Origin of the sequence: Xanthomonas rydalmerensis (assembly GCF_033170385.1) — a bacterium.
GTDB classification, from domain to species: domain Bacteria; phylum Pseudomonadota; class Gammaproteobacteria; order Xanthomonadales; family Xanthomonadaceae; genus Xanthomonas_A; species Xanthomonas_A rydalmerensis.
Map to the genome: position 1 here is coordinate 3,677,517 of NZ_CP126170.1, position 21,089 is coordinate 3,698,605.

At 70.6% G+C, this 21,089-nt stretch carries 25 protein-coding genes; 19 read left to right on the top strand and 6 right to left on the bottom strand.

Annotation, left to right across the window (positions count from 1 at the left end; all coding sequences use genetic code 11):
* Positions 1-18 precede the first annotated feature (18 nt).
* The 6 genes from QN245_RS15385 (at position 19) to QN245_RS15410 (ending at position 4,513) form a co-directional block, all read left to right on the top strand.
* Complete coding sequence (locus QN245_RS15385; protein WP_317843590.1) at positions 19-1,251, top strand: endonuclease/exonuclease/phosphatase family protein; 1,233 nt, start codon at positions 19-21, stop codon at positions 1,249-1,251.
* A gap of 356 nt (positions 1,252-1,607) precedes the next feature.
* Positions 1,608-1,970 (top strand): roadblock/LC7 domain-containing protein, encoded by a 363-nt coding sequence (locus tag QN245_RS15390; RefSeq protein ID WP_048491514.1) that lies wholly within the window; start codon positions 1,608-1,610, stop codon positions 1,968-1,970.
* A 9-nt stretch (positions 1,971-1,979) separates the two neighbouring features.
* A complete protein-coding gene (locus QN245_RS15395; RefSeq protein ID WP_317843591.1) occupies positions 1,980-2,480 on the top strand; it encodes a PAS domain-containing protein in 501 nt (166 codons plus the stop codon).
* The gene (locus QN245_RS15400; RefSeq protein WP_317843592.1) at positions 2,477-3,232 is read left to right on the top strand and encodes a PhnD/SsuA/transferrin family substrate-binding protein; all 756 of its coding nucleotides are present in this window, start codon (positions 2,477-2,479) and stop codon (positions 3,230-3,232) included. The genes QN245_RS15395 and QN245_RS15400 overlap by 4 nt, the downstream gene beginning before the upstream one ends.
* A 7-nt stretch (positions 3,233-3,239) precedes the next feature.
* Complete coding sequence (locus tag QN245_RS15405; protein WP_255421655.1) at positions 3,240-3,881, top strand: hypothetical protein; 642 nt, start codon at positions 3,240-3,242, stop codon at positions 3,879-3,881.
* Positions 3,878-4,513, top strand: a complete 636-nt coding sequence (locus tag QN245_RS15410; RefSeq protein WP_317843593.1) for a hypothetical protein — start codon at positions 3,878-3,880, stop codon at positions 4,511-4,513. The genes QN245_RS15405 and QN245_RS15410 overlap by 4 nt, the downstream gene beginning before the upstream one ends.
* A gap of 62 nt (positions 4,514-4,575) precedes the next feature.
* Here the strand turns inward: QN245_RS15410 and purT are convergent, their stop codons facing one another.
* Together purT and QN245_RS15420 are read right to left on the bottom strand one after the other, a co-directional pair.
* Entirely contained in the window at positions 4,576-5,763 is a 1,188-nt protein-coding gene (purT, locus tag QN245_RS15415; protein ID WP_317843594.1) for a formate-dependent phosphoribosylglycinamide formyltransferase, read from the bottom strand.
* 35 nt (positions 5,764-5,798) lie between these two features.
* A complete protein-coding gene (locus QN245_RS15420) occupies positions 5,799-6,671 on the bottom strand; it encodes a LysR family transcriptional regulator (RefSeq protein WP_317843595.1) in 873 nt (290 codons plus the stop codon).
* A 131-nt stretch (positions 6,672-6,802) separates the two neighbouring features.
* Here QN245_RS15420 and QN245_RS15425 point away from each other — a divergent pair, with 131 nt between their 5' ends.
* The 12 genes from QN245_RS15425 to QN245_RS15480 all read left to right on the top strand — a co-directional run bounded on the left by QN245_RS15425 (position 6,803) and on the right by QN245_RS15480 (position 16,197).
* The gene (locus QN245_RS15425) at positions 6,803-7,801 is read left to right on the top strand and encodes a quinone oxidoreductase family protein (protein ID WP_317843596.1); all 999 of its coding nucleotides are present in this window, start codon (positions 6,803-6,805) and stop codon (positions 7,799-7,801) included.
* A 163-nt stretch (positions 7,802-7,964) separates the two neighbouring features.
* Positions 7,965-9,116, top strand: a complete 1,152-nt coding sequence (locus QN245_RS15430; RefSeq protein WP_317843597.1) for an aromatic ring-hydroxylating oxygenase subunit alpha — start codon at positions 7,965-7,967, stop codon at positions 9,114-9,116.
* The gene (locus QN245_RS15435; protein WP_317843598.1) at positions 9,106-9,732 is read left to right on the top strand and encodes a DapH/DapD/GlmU-related protein; all 627 of its coding nucleotides are present in this window, start codon (positions 9,106-9,108) and stop codon (positions 9,730-9,732) included. Before QN245_RS15430 ends, QN245_RS15435 begins: the two co-directional genes overlap by 11 nt.
* A gap of 454 nt (positions 9,733-10,186) precedes the next feature.
* Positions 10,187-11,059: an SPFH domain-containing protein gene (locus QN245_RS15440; RefSeq protein ID WP_317843599.1), complete on the top strand. Its 873-nt coding sequence runs from the start codon at positions 10,187-10,189 to the stop codon at positions 11,057-11,059.
* Between the two features lie 13 nt (positions 11,060-11,072).
* On the top strand, positions 11,073-11,363 hold the full coding sequence (locus QN245_RS15445; protein WP_160964424.1) for a hypothetical protein: 291 nt from the start codon (positions 11,073-11,075) through the stop codon (positions 11,361-11,363).
* Positions 11,360-11,539, top strand: coding sequence for a type II toxin-antitoxin system antitoxin (locus tag QN245_RS15450; RefSeq protein ID WP_160964371.1), 180 nt, complete (start codon positions 11,360-11,362; stop codon positions 11,537-11,539). The genes QN245_RS15445 and QN245_RS15450 overlap by 4 nt, the downstream gene beginning before the upstream one ends.
* Entirely contained in the window at positions 11,536-11,712 is a 177-nt protein-coding gene (locus tag QN245_RS15455) for a DUF4177 domain-containing protein (RefSeq protein WP_160964370.1), read from the top strand. The genes QN245_RS15450 and QN245_RS15455 overlap by 4 nt, the downstream gene beginning before the upstream one ends.
* A gap of 1 nt (position 11,713) precedes the next feature.
* Positions 11,714-13,036, top strand: a complete 1,323-nt coding sequence (locus tag QN245_RS15460) for an alpha/beta hydrolase (RefSeq protein ID WP_184448167.1) — start codon at positions 11,714-11,716, stop codon at positions 13,034-13,036.
* Positions 13,033-13,626: a PH domain-containing protein gene (locus QN245_RS15465; RefSeq protein ID WP_237475189.1), complete on the top strand. Its 594-nt coding sequence runs from the start codon at positions 13,033-13,035 to the stop codon at positions 13,624-13,626. Before QN245_RS15460 ends, QN245_RS15465 begins: the two co-directional genes overlap by 4 nt.
* Positions 13,627-13,875: 249 nt before the next feature.
* Positions 13,876-14,694: an APH(3') family aminoglycoside O-phosphotransferase gene (locus QN245_RS15470; RefSeq protein ID WP_160964368.1), complete on the top strand. Its 819-nt coding sequence runs from the start codon at positions 13,876-13,878 to the stop codon at positions 14,692-14,694.
* 100 nt (positions 14,695-14,794) lie between these two features.
* Complete coding sequence (locus tag QN245_RS15475) at positions 14,795-15,604, top strand: M15 family metallopeptidase (RefSeq protein WP_317843600.1); 810 nt, start codon at positions 14,795-14,797, stop codon at positions 15,602-15,604.
* Positions 15,601-16,197 (top strand): hypothetical protein, encoded by a 597-nt coding sequence (locus tag QN245_RS15480; RefSeq protein ID WP_317843601.1) that lies wholly within the window; start codon positions 15,601-15,603, stop codon positions 16,195-16,197. Before QN245_RS15475 ends, QN245_RS15480 begins: the two co-directional genes overlap by 4 nt.
* A gap of 205 nt (positions 16,198-16,402) precedes the next feature.
* Here QN245_RS15480 and QN245_RS15485 read toward each other — a convergent pair whose 3' ends face one another.
* From QN245_RS15485 to QN245_RS15500, 4 genes are all read right to left on the bottom strand, one after another.
* Complete coding sequence (locus QN245_RS15485) at positions 16,403-16,774, bottom strand: DUF423 domain-containing protein (RefSeq protein WP_160964365.1); 372 nt, start codon at positions 16,772-16,774, stop codon at positions 16,403-16,405.
* Between the two features lie 102 nt (positions 16,775-16,876).
* Positions 16,877-18,043: a polyketide cyclase gene (locus QN245_RS15490; protein ID WP_160964364.1), complete on the bottom strand. Its 1,167-nt coding sequence runs from the start codon at positions 18,041-18,043 to the stop codon at positions 16,877-16,879.
* A 480-nt stretch (positions 18,044-18,523) separates the two neighbouring features.
* Positions 18,524-19,165, bottom strand: coding sequence for a response regulator (locus tag QN245_RS15495; RefSeq protein ID WP_160964363.1), 642 nt, complete (start codon positions 19,163-19,165; stop codon positions 18,524-18,526).
* On the bottom strand, positions 19,165-20,355 hold the full coding sequence (locus QN245_RS15500; RefSeq protein ID WP_160964362.1) for a sensor histidine kinase: 1,191 nt from the start codon (positions 20,353-20,355) through the stop codon (positions 19,165-19,167). The genes QN245_RS15495 and QN245_RS15500 overlap by 1 nt, the downstream gene beginning before the upstream one ends.
* A gap of 140 nt (positions 20,356-20,495) precedes the next feature.
* Here QN245_RS15500 and QN245_RS15505 point away from each other — a divergent pair, with 140 nt between their 5' ends.
* Positions 20,496-21,089: a GNAT family N-acetyltransferase gene (locus tag QN245_RS15505; protein WP_160964361.1), complete on the top strand. Its 594-nt coding sequence runs from the start codon at positions 20,496-20,498 to the stop codon at positions 21,087-21,089.

The following is a 21,089-nucleotide window of genomic DNA, read 5'->3' on the forward strand; positions in this document are numbered from 1 at the left end:
GCATGCGAAACTTGGCGCATGACATCACGCCTCCTCCTGCTCGCCCTGATCCTGCTGTGCGGCGCCTGCGCGCACACCGCCCCCACTTCCACCCCGATGACCGACGCCGCCGCGCCTGCCGCCAAAACGCTGCGGTTGGCCACCTACAACACCTCGCTCAATGCCGACGAAGCCGGCGGGCTGATCGCCGCACTGCAGGGCGACAGCGCGCAGGCACGCAAGATCGCCGCGGTGCTGCAGCAGGTACGCCCGGACGTGGTGCTGCTCAACGAGTTCGACTACGACGACGCGCATCGCGCCGCCGACCTGTTCGAGCAGCGCTACCTGGCGGTGCCGCAGCCGCACGGCGGCGCGGCGCTGCGCTATCCCTACCGCTACCTGGCGCCGGTCAATACCGGCGTGCCCAGCGGCCTGGACCTGGACAACGACGGCCACGTCGGCGGCCAAGGGCGTGCGTTCGGCAACGATGCCTGGGGCTACGGCCTGCATCCCGGCCAGTACGGCATGCTGCTGCTGTCCCGATACCCGATCGACAGCAAGGCGGTGCGCAGCTTCCGCCTGCTGAAGTGGAGCGCGATGCCCGACGCGCTGCGCCCGGTCGATCCGGCCACCGGCCGCTTCTTCCATAGCGACGCGGTGTGGGCGCAGCTGCGGCTGTCGTCGAAGTCGCATTGGGACGTGCCGGTGCGCACCCCGCTGGGCGTGCTGCATGCGCTGGTGTCGCATCCGACCCCGCCGGTGTTCGACGGCGCCGAGAAGCGCAACGCCGCACGCAACCACGACGAACTGCGGCTGTGGCGCGAGTACCTGGACGATGCCGGCAGCGGCAAGGCGCGCTGGCTGTGCGACGACGCCGGCCGCTGCGGCGGACTGGCCGCCGACGCGCAGTTCGTGATGCTCGGCGACCTCAACAACGACGTAATCGACGGCGACGGCCGCCACGACGCGATCCGCGCCCTGGTGACGCATCCGCGCGTGCTGCAGTATCCCACCCCGCACAGCGCCGGCGGCGAAGAGACCACGCGCGCGTATGCGGCCACCGGCATCGCCCATCGCGGTCCGCCGCAGCAGGTCACCGGCGATTTCGGCCCCAAGGCCGGCACCATGCGCCTGGATTACGTGCTGCCGTCGCGCAACTTCCGCTACCTGGACAGCGGCGTGTTCTGGCCGGCATCCAATGATCCCTCCGCGGCCATCGCCGACGGCAGCGACCACCATCTGGTCTGGGTCGACGTCGCCGCAGGACCGTAAGCGCGGACGAAGAACACAGCGCAGGTCGCGACGCGGCCCGTGCAGCACACCACCGGCGGCTCCATGGGCCGCCGCGTTTTTCTGGCAGACCATTGCCCGCGTTGCGCGTGGATCGCCGGCCGCGCAGCACGCGACAGTCGTCGCAGCGGCCAGCACCGTTGTGGGAGGGGCTTCAGCCCGCCACGCGTGCCTCCACCACCTTCGGCAGCGACGCCTTTCCACGGCCAGCCCGCGTCGTTCGCCCGACTGCCGCGCCGAGCACCACCATCGGCCTTGATCCAGATCAAGGGCAACACCGCGCCGACGCGGTCCAATGCCTCCCGCACCCGGTCGGGATGCGCAAGCGGAAGGCGAGCATGCGAACGCAACAGTTGCAACAGGCGCTGGAGGGGCTCAACGGCGCCACCGCCGATATCGAGGCTTCGGCGCTGATCTCCCTGGACGGGCTGATGATCGCCTCGGCGATGCCGCAGGGCATGGACGAGGACCGCGTCGGCGCGATGTCCGCGGCGCTGCTCGCGCTGGGCGAGCGCAGCGCGCGCGAACTGGCGCGCGGCGCGCTGGAGCGGGTGCTGATCCAGGGCGAGTCGGGCTACGTGATCATGAGTGCGGCCGGCCGCGAGGCGGTGCTCACCGTGCTGGCCAAGCCCAGTGCCAGGCTGGGCCTGGTATTCCTGGACATCAAGCGCGCCGCACAGGCGCTGCAGCAGATCCTGTAGGGGGCCGCCATGCCGCTGCCGCCGATGCAAGCGCCGCACGAACCGCACCGCAGCGCCGAGCTGCGCTACCACGATGGCAGCCGCCGCACGGTGTACTGGAGCGAACACGAGGTGGCCTATCCGGACGGGCGCTTGATCGTCTCGCGCACCGACCTGGACGGCGTCATCACTCACGCCAACGATGCCTTCGTCGAACTCAGCGGCTGGCCGCGCGAGGTGCTGATCGGTGCGCCGCACTGCATCCTGCGCCACCCGGAGATGCCGCGTCGCGCGTTCCGCGCGTTGTGGGACACCGTGCTGGCCGGCGAGAAGTGGCACGGCTACGTCAAGAACCTGCGCCGCGACGGCGCCTGCTACTGGGTCTACGCCACCGCATTGCCGAACGTGCGCGACGGTCGCGTGGTCGGCTTCACTTCGGTACGGCGCAAGCCTTCGCGGCGGCGCATCGACGCACTGCAACCGCTGTACGCGCAATGGCTGCAGGACGAACGCGCGCAGGCGCCGGCATGAGCTGCACGTTCCTGGTCGCGCCGGACTTCGCCCCCGAATACTTCGGTGGCTGGTACCTGCTCAGCACGGTACTGCAACGCCGCGCCGGCATCGGCCTGCGCCTGCTGATGCCGGCCGATGCCGCCGAACAGCGGCAGTTGCTGGACGACAGCGTCGTCGACCTGGTGTACGCCAGCCCCTTCGACGCCAGCGCCTTGATCCGCGAACGCGGCTACCTGCCGCTGGCGCGGCCGCGCGGCCACGCCGACGAGGTGGTGATCGCGACCGCGGCCGAAGCGCCCGCGCGGTGCGTGGAAGACCTGCCCTACGGCTGCCGTATCGCGCTGACCGCCAACCAGGACGTGCGCCTGATCGGCCTGCGCCTGCTGGAACCGGCCGACCTGGAGCCGGAGCGCATCGCCTGGCGCCCGGCCAGCAGCTATGCCGCGGTGGCGCGACTGCTGCTGGAGGGCGAAGCCGATGCCGGCCTGTTCCTGGCCACCGCCTACCACGGCCTGTCGCGGCTGACCCGCGCGCGGCTGCGTCCGCTGGTGGAAAGCGCGCTGTGCGACATCGGCCACGTGCTGCTGGCGCATCCGCGCCTGGGCCAGCAACTACCGGTGCTGCGCGATGCCCTGCTTGCGCTGGGCGATGCCGCGCACCGCGACGACCAGGCGATGCTGGACGCGCTGGGCCTGGAGCGCGGCTTCGAGGCGATGGCTGCGGAGGACGCGGAATTCATGATCGACCTGATCGACACCTTGCTGGACTGAGGCGCCCATGCCCACGCCTTCCGCCCGCGATCCCGCACGCCTGGTGATGCGCACCCACGCCCGCGCCCTGCTGCGCGACCCGCGCGATGCCGCCGCGCACCTGGCGCGACTGCACGCCGCGCTGCAACTGCACGACAACGAACCGACCCAGGGCGTGCTCGCCGACCTGTTCGTCGCCCTGCCGCGGCACGACGTCGCCCTGCGCCAGCTGGCGCTGCAGATGGCCGCGGCGCATCTGGCGCCGCACGTGGCCGAGGCATTCCAGCGCCATAGCCAGGGCCACGCGCTGCTGCCGATCAACGCCCTGGCCACGCGCTGGAGCGTGCTGGCGCGGCCGTCCGCCGACGTGCCGGCGCGGGTGCGCCGGGCCAGCCCGGACCATTCGCGGCGGATGGTGCGCGAGGTGGTGGACGCGCTGTGCGATGGCGCACCGATCGCCGCGGCGCGCTGCGAACGCGAGTTCCTGGATTACTGCATCAGTTGCCAGGACAAGCTCGCCTTCATGCTCGCCACCCGCGAACTGCGCCGCCATGCGCTGGCCCTGGGCGACCGCTGGGACAGCACCGCGCGCTGGCTGCAGCAGCGCGAACCGCTGGGCGGCCGCAGCGTCGACGCCCTGTCCTTTTCCAGCGCGAGTGCGCCGCGATGACCACCCCCGAACCGACCAGCCTCGAACCGACCTGGCTGATGCCGACTCCGCACGGCGTGCTGCACGGCTTCGCCAGCGCCACGCCCGACCGCATGCAGCGCGCGCTGCAACTGCTGCTCGGCGCGCACGGCGCGCTGTCGCTGCAGGAATGGCGCCAGCGCGTGGGTGGCGACGCGCAGCGCCTGCTGCAGGACGCGCGCGAACAGCAATGGGTGCAGTTGCTGCGACGTGCGGTGCCCGGCCCGGAAATCCGCCTGGACGATTTCGCCCAGCACGTGATCGCCCCGCTATCGGCCGAACGCCGCGCGGTGCTGGCCTCCGACAGCGGCTTCTGCCTCGGTCATGTCGGGCTGGACCAGGAACAGGCCGAGACACTGAGCGCGGCCGCGGCCGACTTCGCAAGCTTCGCCCAGCGCCAGCGCGCGCGCGGCTGGCACGGCGCGCACCGCTACGTGGCGTTCTACAGCGAGCCGCAGTTGTTGCTGCCGGATTGGTCGTTCGTGCCGTTCTGGGTCGACGGCGCCGGCTACTGGCTGGTGCTGGGCGGCGAGGCGCTGCTCAACAACCTGGCGATGGTGGAACTGGTGTGGAGCATTCGCCTGGCGGCGGCACGGTTTGCGCCGCCGGCTTGAGGGGCCGGGAGTGGGGATGAAAGCGGGCTCGCCTTGCGGCCCGCTTTCCTGTGCCCGAATCTTCAGGCGTCGAGGTCGATGGTGAGGGCAGCGGCGGCGTCGCGGGCGGTCTGGCGCGCCTGCTCGATATCGGCGCCGCGGGCCAGGGTCACGCCGACGCGGCGGTGGCCGTGCACGCTGGGCTTGCCGAACAGGCGCAGGGCGGTGTCGGGCGCCTGCAGCGCGGCGCCGACGTTGCCGAAGCGCGGCACGCCCTCGCCGTGCGCCAGCAGCGCGCACGAGGCCGACGGGCCGCTCTGGCGGATCGCCGGGATCGGCAGGCCGAGGATCGCGCGCGCATGCAGGGCGAACTCGCTCAGTTCCTGCGACACCAGGGTGACCAGGCCGGTGTCGTGCGGCCGCGGCGACACCTCGCTGAACCACACCTCGTCGCCCTTGACGAACAGCTCCACGCCGAACAGGCCCCAGCCACCGAGATCGTCGGTGACCGCGCGGGCGATGTCCTGCGCGCGCTGCAACGCCAGCGCCGACATCGGCTGCGGCTGCCAGCTCTCGCGGTAGTCGCCATCCTTCTGCCAGTGCCCGATCGGATCGCAGAACGCGGTGCCGCCGGCATGGCGCACGGTCAGCAGGGTGATCTCGTAGTCGAAGTCGATGAAGCCCTCGACGATGCAGCGGCCGGCGCCGGCGCGGCCGCCGGTCTGCGCGTATTCCCAGGCCGCGTTGATGTCGGAGGCGCTGCGCAGCGTGCTCTGGCCCTTGCCGGAGGACGACATCACCGGCTTGACCACGCACGGCAAACCGACCGCGGCGATCGCCTCGCGGTACTGCTCGGGCGTGTCGACGAAACGGTACGGCGAGGTCGGCAGGCCCAGGGTCTCGGCGGCCAGGCGGCGGATGCCTTCGCGGTCCATGGTCAGCCGCGCCGCGCGCGCGGTGGGAATCACCCGCTGGCCGAGGTCGCGCTCCAGCGCCACCAGCGTTTCGGTATGGATCGCCTCGATCTCCGGCACGATCAGGTGCGGCTGCTCGCGCGCGATCAACTCCCGCAGCGCCATCGCATCGAGCATGTCGACCACGTGGCTGCGGTGCGCGACCTGCATCGCCGGCGCGTCGGCATAGCGGTCCACCGCGATCACCTCCACGCCGAAGCGCTGCAGTTCGATCGCCACTTCCTTGCCCAGTTCGCCGGAGCCGAGCAGCAGCACACGGGTGGCGGAAGCGGACAGCGGGGTTCCCAGAGTGACCATGGCGGCGGCGCCTGCGCGAAGAGGGGGTGGCTATTCTAAAGCCGCCCGTCCGCCGCCTGCACCGCGTCGGCGATGGCCTCGGCGACCCGCTGCACGCGCGGCGCACGACGCACGTCCGGATGCACGACCAGCCAGATCTCACGCTCCACGTCGCAGCGTGGCGCCTCGGGCAGTTCGACCAGCGCCCCGCCGGCGCTCGCCGCGGTCGCCTCCAGCAGGAACCGCGGCAGCAGCGCCACGCCGGCCCCGGCCACGCAGGCATGCAGTTGCGCGGCCAGATCGTTGGCGACGAAAGCGAACCGGCGCCCGCCCGCGAAGCGCTGCAGCCATTGCTGCTGCGGAGTGTGCGCAAGCGCATCGTCATAGCCGACAAATGACCAGCTGGCAGGCGCCGCGCGGGCCCACTCCGGGCTCGCGCACAACGCGAAGCGCATGCTGCCGATGCGCCGCGCCACCAGTCCCGGCGCCTGCGGCCGCGACAGCCGCACCGCCAGATCGGCATCGCGCGCGTACAGGTTGGCCGCCTGCGCCTCGCCCAGCAGATCGATGCGCAGCGCCGGCCAGGCACGCTGGGCGCGGGCCAGGCGCGGCGCCAGGAAGTGGCTGGCGAACACCGGCGAGGCCGAGACCCGCACGACGCCTTCCAACGTCGTGGCGCCCTGCGCGGCACGGCCGAAGGCATGCGCCTCCGCTTCCAGACGCCTGCCGTGCTCGGCCAACTGCAGCGCTTCGGCGGTCGGCAGCCAGCCGCGCGGCAGGCGGTCGAACAGGCGCAGGCCCAGTGTCGCCTCCAGCGCGTCGATGCGCCGCGCCACCGTCGAGTGCTGGACCCGCAAGGTCCGCGCCGCCGAGGACAGGCTGCCGTCGCGCAGGACGGCCAGGAAGTAGCGGACATCGTCCCAGCTCATCGCGGGAGATGCGGCCGGGAGCGGGCTGGTGTCGGTCGAATTTTGCACAGCGCCTGAGCGAAAGAAGGGAATTCCGCCGAATTATGCACAGCCGGATGATGGTGACCTCCTCCCCACCCCGAGAAACCGCCATGTCCCCTTCCCGTACTGCCCTGCGCATCGGCATCGACCGCTATGGCGATGCCGACGTGCTGCGCCGACTCGATGCGCCGGTCGCCGCGCCCGGCCCTGGCGAGGTCCGCGTCCGCCAGACCGCCATCGGCGTGAACTTCGTCGACATCTATTTCCGCAGCGGCGCGCATGCCTTGCCGCACCTGCCGGAAGCGCTCGGCATCGAGGCGGCCGGAGTGGTCGACGCGGTGGGTCCCGACGTGCGCACGCTGACGCCCGGCCAACGGGTCGCCTATGCGGGCCTGCCCAATGGCAGCTACGCCAGCCTGCGCACGCTGCCGGCCGCGCGCGTGCTGCCCCTCCCCGACGCGCTGAGCGACGAGGTGGCCGCTGCCGGGCTATTGAAAGGCATCACCGTGCACATGCTGCTGCATCGCGTTCGCCAGGTCGCGGCCGGCGACACATTACTGGTGCACGCCGCGGCCGGCGGGCTCGGCCTGCTGGCGACGCAGTGGGCGCGCGCACTCGGCGCACGCGTGATCGGCACGGTCGGCTCTGCCGCCAAGGCCGAGCTGGCCCGCCGCCATGGCGCCGAGGCGGTGGTGGAGTACCGGCAGGAGGATTTCGTCGCCGCCGCGCGCGCGTTCGGCGGTGGCGACGGCGTCGACTACGCCATCGACGGCATCGGCGGCGAGGTCCTGACCCGCACGCTCGGCGCCGTGCGCCCGTTCGGCCTGGTCGCGAGCATCGGCCAGGTCGCCGCGGTCGGCGCACGGCATTGCGTGGACCTCGACGACCTCGGCCCGGCGCGCTCGATCGCGCTGGCGCGGCCGAGCGTGCTGGGCTTCATCGCCCGCGACCTGGACGGCTATCGCGCGGCGGCGCAGGCCACGCTGCAACGGCTGGCGGACGGGCTGCGGGTCGAGATCGGCGCGCGGCTGCCGCTGGAACGCGCGGCCGATGCGCACCGATTGCTGGAATCGCGCGCGAGCACGGGTGCCATCGTGTTGCTGCCGTAGCGGCGGCCGTACCGGCAATTCTGCAATGCCCATAGCAATGGCGCGGAGGCGCCTGCGCGCAGCGAGGTGCTATCTTCTGCAGCGTCACTGGGGATGTCGCCATGCACGCACGCAGCGCCGGAAACCGCCACGGCACGCCCTGCCGCACCGCCGGGGAGCGCCCATGCAGTCGCTGATGCCGGCCGAGGCCTACATCGACGAGGCCTGGTTCGCCCGCGAGCGCACGCAGCTGATGCTGCCGCTGTGGCAGTTCGTGGCGCCGCGCATGCTGCTGGACAAGCCCAACGCCTTCGTGCGCCGCTCGATCTGCGGCGTGGACGTGGTGGTGCAGAACATCGACGGCGAACTGCGTGCCTTCGACAACCTGTGCCTGCACCGGCAGAACCCGCTGCAGCAGCAACCGCAAGGCGTGCGCCCGCTGGTCTGCAGCTACCACGGCTGGCGCTACGGCGCCGACGGCAGCGTGGAGAACATTCCCTTCCAGGACGATGCCTACCGCCTGGCTCCGGAGGCACGCGCCTGCCTGCGGCTGCGCCGCTTCGCCGTGGCCTGCCTCGGCAAGCTGGTGTTCGTGAACCTGTCGGCCGAGCCGATGCCGCTGGAGACGCAGTTCTCGCTGGAAGCGTTGGAGATGCTGCGCGCCGCCTCCGAGCAGTTCGACGACGAAGTGCTGGTGGCGACCTTCGAGGCCGACTTCAACTGGAAGCTGGCCTACGAAAACCTGCGCGATGCGCTGCACCCGCGTTTCGTGCATGCACGCACCCTGGCGCAGCAGGTGAAGTTCCAGGTGCAGATGGACGACGCCGGCATTGCCGAGGCACGCCGTTATCACGCCGAGGGCAGCGCGTCGCGCGAGGCGCATCTGGCGCGCCTGCGCGCGTTCAGCAGCGGTGGCCTCAACGAGCCGTTGGTGGCGATGGCGCACTACCCCTGGCACGCCCACGTCGACCGCTTCGGCAACGACGACTGGTATCTGAACTGGCTGCTGTACCCGAACCTGCACATCGCCTCGGGCTCGGGCGGCTATTCCTTCATCATCGAGCACCACCAGCCGGTGTCGGCGCAGCGCACCGACCTGCTGGTCTACTACGTCACCGCGCGCAAGAAGCATCGCTATCCGGGTTCGGACGCGGTGCTGCTGGGGCACCTGCATGGCGCCGAGAAGGTGCTGCGCGAGGACATCGAGATCATGGAACAGGTGCAGTCGGGACTGCGCGCCGGCGCCCCGCGCGCGGTGCTGGGCGATTACGAGCACGCCAACATGCAGATCGAACGCTGGTACATGGACGTCATGGAGGGCCGCCATGTCCTCTGACAAGTACGTGATCGGCAGCGGTGCACGGCTGCGCTGGGCGCTCGCCGCCTGGGCCGAGGCGGCGCCGGACTGCGTGCTGCACCCGGTGGACGTGGCACAGGGCAAGGACTACCGCTTCGATCTGGATGCGCTGCAGGCGCTGGCCGACACCGGCGCCACTGCCTTCGTCGCCTGGGACGCGCAGTTCCTCAACTTCCGCCGCCAGGAGCTGATGGGCGAACTCAAGGCGCGCGGCTTCAAGATGCCGCCGCTGCTCTGCCGCGGCGCGCAGGTCGCCGCCAGCGCGCGCGTCGGCGAGAACTGCGCGATCGGCGTCGGCGCCATCGTCGATGCGCACTGCGACATCGGCTTCAACACCTGGATCGGCGCGGCGGCGGTGCTGGAATCGGCGGTCAAGGTCGGCGCCTCGGCGTGGATCGAGGCCGGCGTGACGATCGGCGCGGAAGCGCAGGTCGGCGCCCAGGCCACGCTCGGCCGGCAGGTGGACATCGGCCCGGGCGTGCGCATCGGCAAACGCTGCCAGGTCGAAGTCCCCGGCCGCTACCGCAGCGACATCGCCACCGGCACTCACCATCTCAGCGGGTTCCGCAGCCCGGTGCTGATCCTCAACGGTTGAGTGGCTGCCTGCGACGACGGCCGGGATGGGGAGGCGGGAGTCGCGGAGAGGCCGGGATTCGGGAATCGGGATTGGGGATTCGCCGAAAGGCCGGGATTCGGCAGTGGGGATTGGGGATTCGCAAGAGCGGATCGCAGTCAGTCTGACGCCGTGCCGGCGACCCTCGGCCGGCTGGGGACAAGTGCTTCCAGCATGCACTCGGCGAATGCGGCCAGGGCGCGCCTGCTCGCTGTCGCAGCGACGTTCCATTGAAACCGCCAGATCGGCGATCCGGCTGGATGCGCACAGGCGTCCCCCTCGGTCCGTCCGCATGCTCGCTTTTACCAATCCCCACTCCCGAATCCCGAATCCCGGCCTCTCAACCATTCCCCATTCCCGACTCCCCAATCCCGGCCCCTTGCAAACTGATATCAATTTGATATCGTTTCGCCCAACCACCCAAGGACGCGCCACCATGAAAGAGCAGCCCCGTTCCTCCCTGCCCGGCATTCCGATGATCGTGGGCCTGGTCCTGGTGTTCGTGGCGGGCGCCGGGGCGATCATCGCCACCGGCGTGCTGCAGCCGTTGTCGATGCCGTGGACCCTGCTGGTCGCGATCCCGGTGCTGGCCGTCGCGCTGTTCCTGGTGGTCGGCCTGTATTCGCTGGAACCGAACCAGGCGGCGGTACTGAGCCTGTTCGGCCGCTATGTGGGCACGGTCAAGGACCCGGGCCTGCGCTGGAACAACCCTTTCTTCAGCAAGCGCAAGGTCAGCCAGCGCGTGCGCAACTTCGAGAGCGGCCGGCTCAAGGTCAACGAACTGGACGGCAGCCCGATCGAGATCGCCGCGGTGATCGTGTGGCAGGTGATGGATGCGTCCGAGGCGGTCTACAACGTCGACGACTACGAGAGCTTCGTGCACATCCAGTCCGAGGCGGCGCTGCGTGCGATGGCCACCAGCTATCCCTACGACCAGCACGAGGACGGGCAGATCTCGCTGCGCAGCCATCCCAACGAGATCAGCGAACAGCTCAAGCGTCACCTCGACGAACGCCTGACCCAGGCCGGCGTGGACGTGATCGAGGCGCGCATCAGCCACCTCGCCTACGCCCCGGAAATCGCCCAGGCGATGCTGCAGCGGCAGCAGGCCAACGCGGTGATCGCCGCGCGCACGCGCATCGTCGCCGGCGCGGTGGGCATGGTCGAGATGGCCCTGGCCGAACTGCAGAAGAACGGTGTGGTCGAGCTGGACGAGGAGCGCAAGGCGCACATGGTCAGCAACCTGCTGACCGTGCTGTGCTCGGACCGCGGCACCCAGCCGATCGTCAACGCCGGCTCGCTGTACTGAGGTGTCGATGTTGATGCACGCCGCCATCGCGCCGCTGGCGCTCGCCCTCTCCGGCCTGCCGGCCCTGGTCATCGCCGCCTGGGTCGGCGGCAAGGACGACGACCGCGCGCGCGGGCTGGGCCTGCGCTGGGCGCTGATCGGCCTGGCGATCCTGCTCGGCGCAGCGGCGCTGTACTGGACCGGCGGCCAGCGCGCCGGCGTCTATGCGGTGGCGATCGTGCTGCTGCTGACAGTGAACGCGCTGATCGTGTCGATGCTGCTGCACCTGCGGCGCAGCGACGCCGCGCGGCGGGAGCGGTCATGAGCGAGAAGAAGGCCTATCCGCTGCGCATCAACGCCGACGTGCTGGCGGCGGCGCAGCGCTGGGCCGACGACGAGCTGCGCAGTCTCAACGCGCAGATCGAATACGTGCTGCGCGACGCGCTGCGCAAGGCGGGCCGGCTGCCCAAGCCCGGCGACGACAAGGAACGCGGATCATGAGCAAGCGCTGGGAATACCTCACCGTCGAGGCCAAGACCAACCTGATGCTGGGCCTGAAACTGGACGAGCTGCAGGCCGACCTGAACAAGCACGGCAAGCTCGGCTGGGAACTGGTCAGCGTGCTCACGCTGCCAGGCACCAAGCCGCTGCTGATGTTCAAGCGGGAGGCCTGACATGCGCCGGCCTCGGCTCCTCGCGCCTGCACTGGCGGCGCTGCTGGCGCCGCTCACGACGCTGGCGGCGCCGCCGCAACAGACCGCCAGCGCCCTGCTGGATCGCCTGCAGGCCGGCGACCTGGCCGCGGTCGAAGCCGAGTTCACCCCGGCGATGGCCAAGGCGGTGCCACCCGACAAGCTGGCCCAGGCCTGGCGCACGCTGTCCACACAACTGGGTGCGCTGCAGCAGCGCGGCCCGGCCAGCGAACGCGAGCAGCACGGGCTGCGCGTGATCGAACAGCGCCTGCAGTTCGAGCGCGGCGCACTGCTGGCGCATGTGTCGATCGACGCGGACGGCAAGATCGCCGGCCTGCTGTTCACGCCCGCACCGCCGCCGGCGCCTCCGCCGCCCGCAGCCGACGCCGGCTTCAGCGAACAGGCGTTTGCGGTCGGTCCACTGCCGGGCACGCTTGCGCTGCCGGCGGGCAAGGGCCCGTTCCCGGCAGTGGTCTTGGTGCACGGCTCGGGCCCGCAGGACCGCGACGAGACCATCGGCCCGAACCGTCCGTTCCTCGACGTCGCCCGCGGGCTCGCCGCGCAGGGCATCGCGGTGTTGCGCTACGACAAGCGGACCTTCGCCTTGCCGGAGAGCTTTGCCGGGCGCATCAACGCGGGGTTCACCATGGACGACGAGACCACCGACGACGCCGTCGCCGCGGTGGCGGCGCTGGCGCGCACGCCCGGCATCGACCCTGCGCGGATCGTGGTGATGGGCCACAGCCAGGGCGGCATGCTCGCCGCCCGCATCGCACACCGCTCCGGCAAGACCGCCGGCATCGTGCTGTGGGCGGCGCCGGCGCGGCCGTTGCTGGACCTGCTGATCGAGCAGAACCGCTACCTGTTGAGCCAGGAACATCCGCCGTCGCCGCAGCGGCAGGCGGCGCTGGCCGAGATCGAGCGCCGCGTGGCCAAGGTCCGCGGCAGTGGCGAGGTCGCGCGCAGCGATTCGCCGTTGGACGTACCCGCCACCTACTGGCGTGCGTTCGACCAGGTCGACCCGGTCGCCGACGTCCGCGCGCTCGGGCAGCCGGTGCTGTGGCTGCAGGGCGAGCGCGATTTCCAGGTCACCGCGCCGGACTGGCAGCGGTGGCAACAGGCGCTGGCCGACGACCCGCGCGCGACCATGCACCGCTACGCGCAACTCAATCACCTGGGCATCGCCGGCACCGGCGCGCCCGGGCCGGGCGAGTACGCGACGCCAGGCCACGTCGACCCGGCCTTGATCGCCGATGTCGCCGCCTGGGTGCGCGCCCTGCCCGCCAGCCACGGCGCCGCGCCATGAGCCGGCTGCGATCCACCTCGCCCTCGCCGGCACGGCAGTATCCGGTGGCGCCGGCGCATCGGCTGGGTCTGGCGTTGTGGCTGTGGTTGCCGTTGCTGCTGGTGGCCGCGGTGATCGGCGGCTTCGCGCTGCACGCGGCGCAGCCCGGCGCGCTTTGGTGGCATTTCGGGCTGCTGGCGCTGATCGGCGTGGCCGGTACCGCCACCTTCGCGCGACAGCGTGTGCTGCTGCACGACGGTCTGGTGGAAATACGCGCGACCTTCCTGACCAAGCGCGTGCCGCTGACCACGCTGCGCCTGCAGGCCGCGCGCGTGGTCGCGCTGTCCGAGCACACCGGTTTCAAGCCGGCATTGAAGCTGTTCGGTTTCGGCTACCCCGGTTTCCACGCCGGCCACTTCCGGACCCGCGACGGGCACAAGGCGTTCTGCCTGATCACCAGCGACCGCGTGCTGGCCGTTCCCCTGCACGATGGCGGCTGGCTGCTGCTCAGCGTCGAACACCCCAGGCAGGTGCTGCAGGAGTGGCAGACGCTCGCGACGCAGGCTCCCGGCGGCGAAGAGACACGCCGCGCGGCCCGCCGCCTGGCCTGAGTCCGACACGCGTCGCCACGTCGGGCGCTGCCGCGACCGACCGCACAGGGCAACGACGTGCTGCACGCGGTGCGGCACGTTCTCGCGGTTCGCACGCGTCCAATACGTCGAGGACGCAAAGTCGGGCGTTCTGGCGTATGCGAGGCGATATGCTGGAACACCAGCCACGCTCGTCCTCGTCGCCAGCCGCGTGCGTAACGACGACGGCGACGGCTTCGCCCTCCACATGACGCCTCCAGGATCGGCCCGATGGACGACTTAGCGCCACACGAGATTCCCGCCACCGCACCGGCGCTGCCGCCGACGCTGTCCGCGCGGCTGCATGGCCTGCACTGGCACCGCAATCTCGTCGGCGAAGCCGGCGCCCAGGTCTATCGGCTCGCTGGCGCCGGCACGCCGGACCTGTACCTCAAGCGCGGCATCGGCGAGGCGCACGACGAGGTGGTGGACGAGTTCGCCCGCCTGCACTGGCTGCGCGCAATGGGCTGCGTGCCGCGCGTGCTGCATTTCGAGGCCGACGCCGCCGGCGCCTGGCTGCTGAGCGAAGCCCTGCCGGGCAAGACCGCCTACCAGTGGCTGCTGGAAGCACCCGCACAGGCCCAGCGTATCGTGCAGGCGCTGGCCGAGTTCCTGCGCGGCTTTCACGCCACGCCGATCGCCACCTGTCCGTTCGACACCAGCCACCTGCTGCGCCTGGCCATCGCGCAGCGCCGGCTGCAGGCGGGTCTGGTCGACACCGAAGACTTCGACGAGGCGCGTGCCGGCTGGTCGGCGGACGCGGTGTGGCAGGCGATGACCGCGCTGCTGCCGCTGGCCAGCGAGCGCGTGCTGTGCCACGGCGACTATTCGCTGGACAACATCCTGCTCGACGCGCCGGACCACGTCGTCGGCGTGATCGATCTCGGCCGCGCCGGGGTCGCCGATCCGTACCAGGATTTGGCGATCCTGGCCAACCGCCTGGACGAATTCGGCCCGGAGCTCGCCGGCCGCTTCTTCGCCGCGTACGGCATCGCCACGCCGGACCTCACGCGGCTGCAGTTCCACCAGTTGCTCGACGAGTTCTTCTGAACATCCTCGCCGCGCCGCGCAGTGTGCGGCGCGGCCACACGGGCGCGGCTGGACTCCCCGGCGACTGGCCGCCCGCGGTGCTTGGCTCTACCCTGTGCCGATGCGCACCGTTCCCAGCCTGCTGCTCAACACCGAGACCATCGAACTGCTGCCGGCCACGCGATTGCGCGCCCGCAGCAACGCCGACGCGCGGCAGCTCGCGCAGGCGACCTGGCTGCTGCGGCGCAAGCACGACGGGCGCTACCTGGCGACCGCGAACGCACACGGGCTGCACGCGCTGGTGCCGCGGCTGATGCACGAACCCGGCATCGAGGCGGCACTGGATCGACTCGACGCGCTGCCCGCACGCGGCGCGATAACCGCGGACGAGGCCTGGTTGCCGCTGCACGCGCTGCAGGAGCGGCTGGACCAGTTGGGCCTGGCCGCCGATGCCTACGCGCAGCGCACCGGCCTGCCGCTGCAGCCGGAACCGGCCACCCTGCACGCGGCCGGCGACGACCGCTACCGACGCCCGTTGTGGCTGAGCGCGGGCGCCGCACGCGCCTGGCACGCGCTGCGCCATGCCGCCGCGCGCGATGGCGTGGTGCTGGAGGTGATCTCCGGCTATCGCAGCCACGCCTATCAACTGGGCATCTTCGCGCGCAAGTTCGCCCGCGGGCAGACCCTGGAGCAGATCCTCGCGGTCAATGCCGCGCCGGGCTTCAGCGAGCACCACAGCGGGCACGCCCTGGACATCGGCATGCCCGACGAGCCGCCGGCCGAGGAAAGCTTCGAGCGCACGCCGGCCTTCGCCTGGCTGCGCGAACATGCCGGCGCCTTCGGCTACCGGATGAGCTATCCGCGCGACAACCCGCATGGCATCGTCTACGAACCCTGGCACTGGTGCTGGCAGGAGGCCGCTTGCGCATGACCCGTTCCGACACACGCCGGCCGCGCGCCGGCACCGCCGCCTGGCGGGCATTGGCCCTCCTGGCCCTGGCGCTGCCCACCTGCGCCGCCGCGCAATGGCACGACCGGCAGGGCCAGGCCTTGCCCGACAGCGCCGAGCGCGGGCACGACAAGGCCTTCGCTGCCGCGCTGCAGATCGCCGACGACGCCGACTTCGCCGCGTTCGCACAGGAGTGGGGGCAGACCGACGCCGCGCACGCGCCGCAGTTGCGTACGATCGCGCGCGTGCAGCGCGGCCAGTTGCTGCGCGTGGCGCTGCTGTACTCCGGCTGCGCGCCCAGCCCCAACAACGACGGCGCCTGCGATGCGCAGATGAGCCTGCGCGTGCTCGGCCCCGATGGCAGCACGACCCTGCAGGATCCGATGCGACCACTGGGCATGGGTGGCCCACCGGCCGCCGCCGGCCTGCTGGAACTGGCGCCGCTGTCGGTGCAACTGCGCTTCGAGGACAGCGACCCGCTCGGCACCTACACCGTGCAGGTCACGGTCAACGACCCCAGCCAGGACGCGTGGGTGCGGTTGAAGACGCAGGTGGAACTGGTCGGCGACCGCTGAGCGCGGCGCGCGGCCCAACCCACGAGCCGCCCAGCGCGGACAAGACCGCTAGCGCGCGTGTAGCGCCCACACCCTGAGTCGCCGCGGCGACGGCATCGCGCCGCACCGCTGCAGCTTCGCTCCTGCACGGTTTTCAAGCACGCCTTTGCGCACTTACCGCTGCTGCGCTTGGCATGCTTCGCCCCTGTGCCGAAGTGACTCCGGCTCAGCGCCGCAGCGCATCCACCGCCCACAGCAGCCAGCCCAGCATCAGCGTGGTGCCGCCGATCGGCGCCAGCCGGGTCGGCCACTGCGCCAGCGCGTTGCCGGCCAGGCTGCCGGAGAACAGCACGGTGCCGAGCAGCAGCAGGCACAGCGCACTGCGGGCGAGCAGGCGTTCGCTGCGGCGGCCCAGCGCCGCCAGCGCCACGCCGTGGCCGAAGGCATACAGCGCCGCGGTCTGCAGGTGCGATTGCGCCAGGGGCTCGGCAACGCCGTGCGAGGCATAGGCGGACAGGCCGATGGCCACGGCCGCAAGCAGCGCGCCGGCGCTGCACAGCCAGAACGGCCCGCGCGTACGGCGATCGAACGTCAGCATGTGCGTTCCCTCCGGGAGCGCGGCAGCGTTTGCCGCCCCCCATAAACAGAACGCGCCGCAAGATGCGGCGCGTTCCGGTTCACTCGTCCACCAGGGCAGGACTTACTTGATCGCCCAGTAGATGTCGTAGGTGCCTTCCGGCGTGAACGCCTTGTCCACTCCGCCCTTCCAGGCTTCGTACGGACGGTCGGTCACGTCGTAGCCGCTGGTCGCGGCCCAGGCACGCAGCGCATTGCGCGCCGCATCCAGGCCCGCCATGTGGCCGGTGTAGCTGGCGAAGGCGGAACGGTGCGCTTCGGTGCGCAGGTAGGTCACCGGGGCGCCCTGCGGGATGGTCACCTTCAGCGGCTCGCCAGAGGCGGCAACCGGGGTGGCATCGACCGGCGCGGCAGCCGCGTCGTCCTTCTTGTCGTCCTTCTTCTCATCCTTCTTGGCGTCGTCCTTCGGCGCGCCACCGGCACGCTTGCGCACCGGCTGGGCGACGTCGAACGCGTACTTGTCCGAACCGAAGTCGGTGGTGACGATACGCACCGGACCGGCCGCTTCCAGGCCGTTGGCGTCCATCACCCGCTTGATCCACTCCTGGTTGTCCTTGATGGACTTCTTGATGGAGTCGTTGTCGCGGTCGATGTTGCCGGCGTTGACCACCAGCAGGTCCTCGGCCGGGACGTCGACGACCTTCAGGTCCTTCAACGGGGTGTCGTCGGAGCGGTAGTCCACGTTCGGCACGGTGGCCAGCACGTTGCTCAGGCGCGACAGGCCCAGCTTGATGTCGTCGCCGACATGGCGGCTGACGTACAGGCCGGCGTAACGACCCAGCAGGTCCCAACCGTACTTGACGGTGTAGTCCTGGGTGATCTTCACGTTGCGGCCGTTCTTGCCGGTCGGCTCGAGCTTGAAGCTGGTGGTCTTGTCCTTGCCCTTGGTCTCGTCCTCGATGGCGATGACCACGTCCTTGTTCTTCTCGGTCGAGGTGATGGTCCAGCTACCCTTGCCGATGTAGCCCTCCTTGGAGCTGTAGTCCAGGCGCGCGCCGACGCCGGATTCCGGGCCGGAGAGCTTCAGCTCGATGCGCGGGTCGCGCAGCACCAGAGGATTCCAGTCCTTGAACCGACGCAGGCTGTTGACCGTGTCATAGACGATGGTCATGCGCCGATTGGTCTCGACGCTTTCGGACATGTGACGCTCCGAGGGCAGCACCACGCCGACAATGACGAACAGGCCAGCCACGATCCCCAGGGCGATCAGGAACTCGATAATACGGGTCATTCAGGAGGTCTCCGGGGCCGATCCCACGGCCGGGTTGATGAAGCGAAGCGCCCATCCTAGCAGGCTTCGCTGTCCGTGGTCAGCACATCACGGAATGCCGCTTCGCCCTGCGCGGCAACGGCCTCGCGCGATGCCGGCAATCGCCGTGCATGCGGCACTGAGGGCGACCAGACCATTGTCCTGGCAGTGGCATCGGACAGACATGCGTGCCCGGCCATGGACTGCATCGAAGCGAGCAACGGCGGCGCCCCAAGGCCTGCAGGCGTGACGCATGCAGGCCGGACTCGGGCCAGACCACTGCCCCGAGCGGCACAGGCGCGGCCGCCACGTACCGGCACGCTTCCCCAGCGCCCGGTCACGCTGGACCGGCCCGGCGTGCGCGATATCCGCCTTCGCGGGCCGCCCTCCTGTCGTGTTCAGACCGACTGCAGCGCGCGGCCGAACCAAACGCGACGCCAGGCTGGGCCGCCCCCCGCCCCGTCAGACCAGTTGCAGCTCGAACGCCTTCAGCACCGCCCGCGTGCGGTCGCGCACGCCGAGCTTGGACAGGATGTTGGAGACGTGGTTCTTGATCGTGCCCTCGGCCACGCCCAGCGAATTGGCGATCTCCTTGTTGGAGAAGCCGCTGGCCATCAGCCGCAGGATCTCGGTCTCGCGGTCGGTCAGCGGGTCGGGCCGGTCCAGGCTGACGAAGTCGTTGCGCATGTGCTCCAGGCCCGACAGCAGGCGCTGGGTCACCGCCGGCTGCACCAGCGAGCCGCCGGCGGCCACGGTGCGGATCGCGCCGACCAGTTGCTCCAGCGACACGTCCTTGAGCAGATAGCCCTTGGCCCCGGCCTTGAGCCCGGCCAGCACCAGTTGGTCGTCGTCGAAGGTGGTCAGGATGATGGTCGGCGGCAGCGCCGCGGCGCGCGACAGCGTCTGCAGCGCCTCCAGCCCGGACATCGACGGCATGCGCATGTCCATCAGCACCACGTCGGGGAGCACCTGCGGGATCAGCTCCACCGCCTGGCGGCCATCGTTGGCCTCGGCCACCACCTCGATGCCGCCGTCCAGCGCCAGCAGCGAGCGGATGCCCTGCCGCACCAGGGTTTGATCGTCGACCAGGCAGACACGGATCATCACAACACTCCTTGGGGAACGGCGGGCGGCAGCAGGGTGGCGGCGCCGGGAACGACGGCGCGCAGGCGGAAGCCGGCGCCGGGGGCGGCGGCCACGTCCAGGCTGCCGCCATACTGACTCAGGCGCTCGCGCATGCCGCGCAGGCCGTTGCCGGGGGCCAGGGTCTCGCAACCGCGGCCGTCGTCGCGCGCCTGGATCACCACCTGCGGACCGTCGCGGCGCACCTCGATCCACAGATTGTCGGCCTGGGCGTGGCGCACCGCGTTGGTGATGATCTCCTGGGTGCAGCGCAGCAACACGTGCGCACGCTCGGGATCCTCCACGGTCAGCGGCTCCTCCACCTGCAGGTGGATCTGCAGCGACGGCACCCGCTCGGCCAACGGCCGCAGCGCCGCCGCCAGGTCGATCGCACCGCTGTCGCGCAGTTGGCTCACCGCCTCGCGCACGTCGGTCAGCAGCAGCTTGGCCAGGGTATGCGCCTGCTGCACGTGCTCCTGGGCGCGACCCTCGGTGATGTGGCCGGCCACTTCCAGGTTCAGGCTCAGCGCGGTCAGGTGGTGGCCGAGCAGGTCGTGCAGTTCGCGCGAGATGCGGGTGCGCTCGTTGACCCGGGCGCTCTCGGCCAGCAGCGCGCGGGTGGCGCGCAGCTCGGCGTTGAGCTGGCGCTGCTCCTCCCGCGCCTGGGTCTGCTGCCGCGCGACCAGGCTGGTGACGAAGATGAACATGGAGAAGCCGCCGTACAGCAACGACTGCATCAGCGCCTCGAACGGCGGGAAGCCGATGGTCAGGTACACCGGCAGCACCGCCAGCTGGCTCAGCAGCAGCCAGGCCACGCCGGCGCGCACCGGCAGCAGCCAGGGGATCACCCCGGCCGCCACCATCATCAGGATGCTGCCCAGGCCGGAGCGGTGCAGGTAGCCGACCGCCAGCGCGCAGATGGTCAGCAGCACCAGCATGCCGCGGTCGTACCAGCGCACGCCGTCGCCGCTGTGCAGGCGCCGGGTCAGCAGGAAATAGACCACGCCGAAGCCCAGGTAGCTGGTCAGCAGCAGCCACACCTCGCCGCTGGGCATCCGTCCCGATTCCTCGACCGGTTCCCAGTACAGGTACAGCAACGGCATGCAGATGACCGCCCAGGTGAACAGGCCGGCATAGCGCAGAACGCGGGTGTGGCTGAGATATCCCAACATGCAGCCATCTTAGGATGAACGGCGCGCATTGCACTCCCACGGAAGTCATGCCGCCGCGGCTCGCCGGCCCGGGTCGCGCGTGCGATAATCCGGCCCGGCGGCCCGCACGGGGCCGCGCGCGCATCAGCAATGGAGTCTCAATGTCGATCGTCATCCGCGACGTGCGCGAGCACGAGCTCGATTCGGTCCTGGCCCTGAACAACAACGCCGGACTGGCGATCCTGCCGCTGGATTCGGCCAAGCTGCACCGCTTCTACGAAACCGCAGAGTACTTCCGCGTCGCCGAGCGCGACGGCAACCTGGCCGGCTTCCTGGTCGGGTTCGGTAGCGACAGCGCCCACGACAGCAGCAATTTCGCCTGGTTTCGCGAGCGCTACCCGCAGTTTTTCTATATCGACCGCATCGTGGTGGCCAGCCGCCGCCGCGGTGGTGGCGTCGGCCGGGCGTTCTATGCCGACGTGCAGAGCTACGCCGAGTTGCGCTACCCGCAACTGGCGTGCGAGGTTTTTCTGGATCACGGTGCCGATGCGGCGCTGCTGTTCCATGGCAGCTTCGGCTTCCGCGAAGTGGGCCAGAACACGATGAACGAAGTGGAGGTGCGTGCGAGCATGCTGTTGAAGGATCTGTGCAGTTACGCGTGGGTGCGCGAAACCTACGGCGACACCCTGCCCGACCTGCCCTGGGCCGGCCACGCCCATCGTCTGCAGCGGGCGCAGCGCCCGACCGGGACCTGA

Bases quoted from the DNA above. Each gene is read 5' to 3' on its own strand.
- QN245_RS15385 (WP_317843590.1), top strand. From the start codon at position 19: ATGACATCACGCCTCCTCCTGCTCGCCCTGATCCTGCTGTGCGGCGCC.
- QN245_RS15390 (WP_048491514.1), top strand. From the start codon at position 1,608: ATGCGAACGCAACAGTTGCAACAGGCGCTGGAGGGGCTCAACGGCGCC.
- QN245_RS15395 (WP_317843591.1), top strand. From the start codon at position 1,980: ATGCCGCTGCCGCCGATGCAAGCGCCGCACGAACCGCACCGCAGCGCC.
- QN245_RS15400 (WP_317843592.1), top strand. From the start codon at position 2,477: ATGAGCTGCACGTTCCTGGTCGCGCCGGACTTCGCCCCCGAATACTTC.
- QN245_RS15405 (WP_255421655.1), top strand. From the start codon at position 3,240: ATGCCCACGCCTTCCGCCCGCGATCCCGCACGCCTGGTGATGCGCACC.
- QN245_RS15410 (WP_317843593.1), top strand. From the start codon at position 3,878: ATGACCACCCCCGAACCGACCAGCCTCGAACCGACCTGGCTGATGCCG.
- purT (WP_317843594.1), bottom strand. From the start codon at position 5,763: ATGGTCACTCTGGGAACCCCGCTGTCCGCTTCCGCCACCCGTGTGCTG.
- QN245_RS15420 (WP_317843595.1), bottom strand. From the start codon at position 6,671: ATGAGCTGGGACGATGTCCGCTACTTCCTGGCCGTCCTGCGCGACGGC.
- QN245_RS15425 (WP_317843596.1), top strand. From the start codon at position 6,803: ATGTCCCCTTCCCGTACTGCCCTGCGCATCGGCATCGACCGCTATGGC.
- QN245_RS15430 (WP_317843597.1), top strand. From the start codon at position 7,965: ATGCAGTCGCTGATGCCGGCCGAGGCCTACATCGACGAGGCCTGGTTC.
- QN245_RS15435 (WP_317843598.1), top strand. From the start codon at position 9,106: ATGTCCTCTGACAAGTACGTGATCGGCAGCGGTGCACGGCTGCGCTGG.
- QN245_RS15440 (WP_317843599.1), top strand. From the start codon at position 10,187: ATGAAAGAGCAGCCCCGTTCCTCCCTGCCCGGCATTCCGATGATCGTG.
- QN245_RS15445 (WP_160964424.1), top strand. From the start codon at position 11,073: ATGCACGCCGCCATCGCGCCGCTGGCGCTCGCCCTCTCCGGCCTGCCG.
- QN245_RS15450 (WP_160964371.1), top strand. From the start codon at position 11,360: ATGAGCGAGAAGAAGGCCTATCCGCTGCGCATCAACGCCGACGTGCTG.
- QN245_RS15455 (WP_160964370.1), top strand. From the start codon at position 11,536: ATGAGCAAGCGCTGGGAATACCTCACCGTCGAGGCCAAGACCAACCTG.
- QN245_RS15460 (WP_184448167.1), top strand. From the start codon at position 11,714: ATGCGCCGGCCTCGGCTCCTCGCGCCTGCACTGGCGGCGCTGCTGGCG.
- QN245_RS15465 (WP_237475189.1), top strand. From the start codon at position 13,033: ATGAGCCGGCTGCGATCCACCTCGCCCTCGCCGGCACGGCAGTATCCG.
- QN245_RS15470 (WP_160964368.1), top strand. From the start codon at position 13,876: ATGGACGACTTAGCGCCACACGAGATTCCCGCCACCGCACCGGCGCTG.
- QN245_RS15475 (WP_317843600.1), top strand. From the start codon at position 14,795: ATGCGCACCGTTCCCAGCCTGCTGCTCAACACCGAGACCATCGAACTG.
- QN245_RS15480 (WP_317843601.1), top strand. From the start codon at position 15,601: ATGACCCGTTCCGACACACGCCGGCCGCGCGCCGGCACCGCCGCCTGG.
- QN245_RS15485 (WP_160964365.1), bottom strand. From the start codon at position 16,774: ATGCTGACGTTCGATCGCCGTACGCGCGGGCCGTTCTGGCTGTGCAGC.
- QN245_RS15490 (WP_160964364.1), bottom strand. From the start codon at position 18,043: ATGACCCGTATTATCGAGTTCCTGATCGCCCTGGGGATCGTGGCTGGC.
- QN245_RS15495 (WP_160964363.1), bottom strand. From the start codon at position 19,165: ATGATCCGTGTCTGCCTGGTCGACGATCAAACCCTGGTGCGGCAGGGC.
- QN245_RS15500 (WP_160964362.1), bottom strand. From the start codon at position 20,355: ATGTTGGGATATCTCAGCCACACCCGCGTTCTGCGCTATGCCGGCCTG.
- QN245_RS15505 (WP_160964361.1), top strand. From the start codon at position 20,496: ATGTCGATCGTCATCCGCGACGTGCGCGAGCACGAGCTCGATTCGGTC.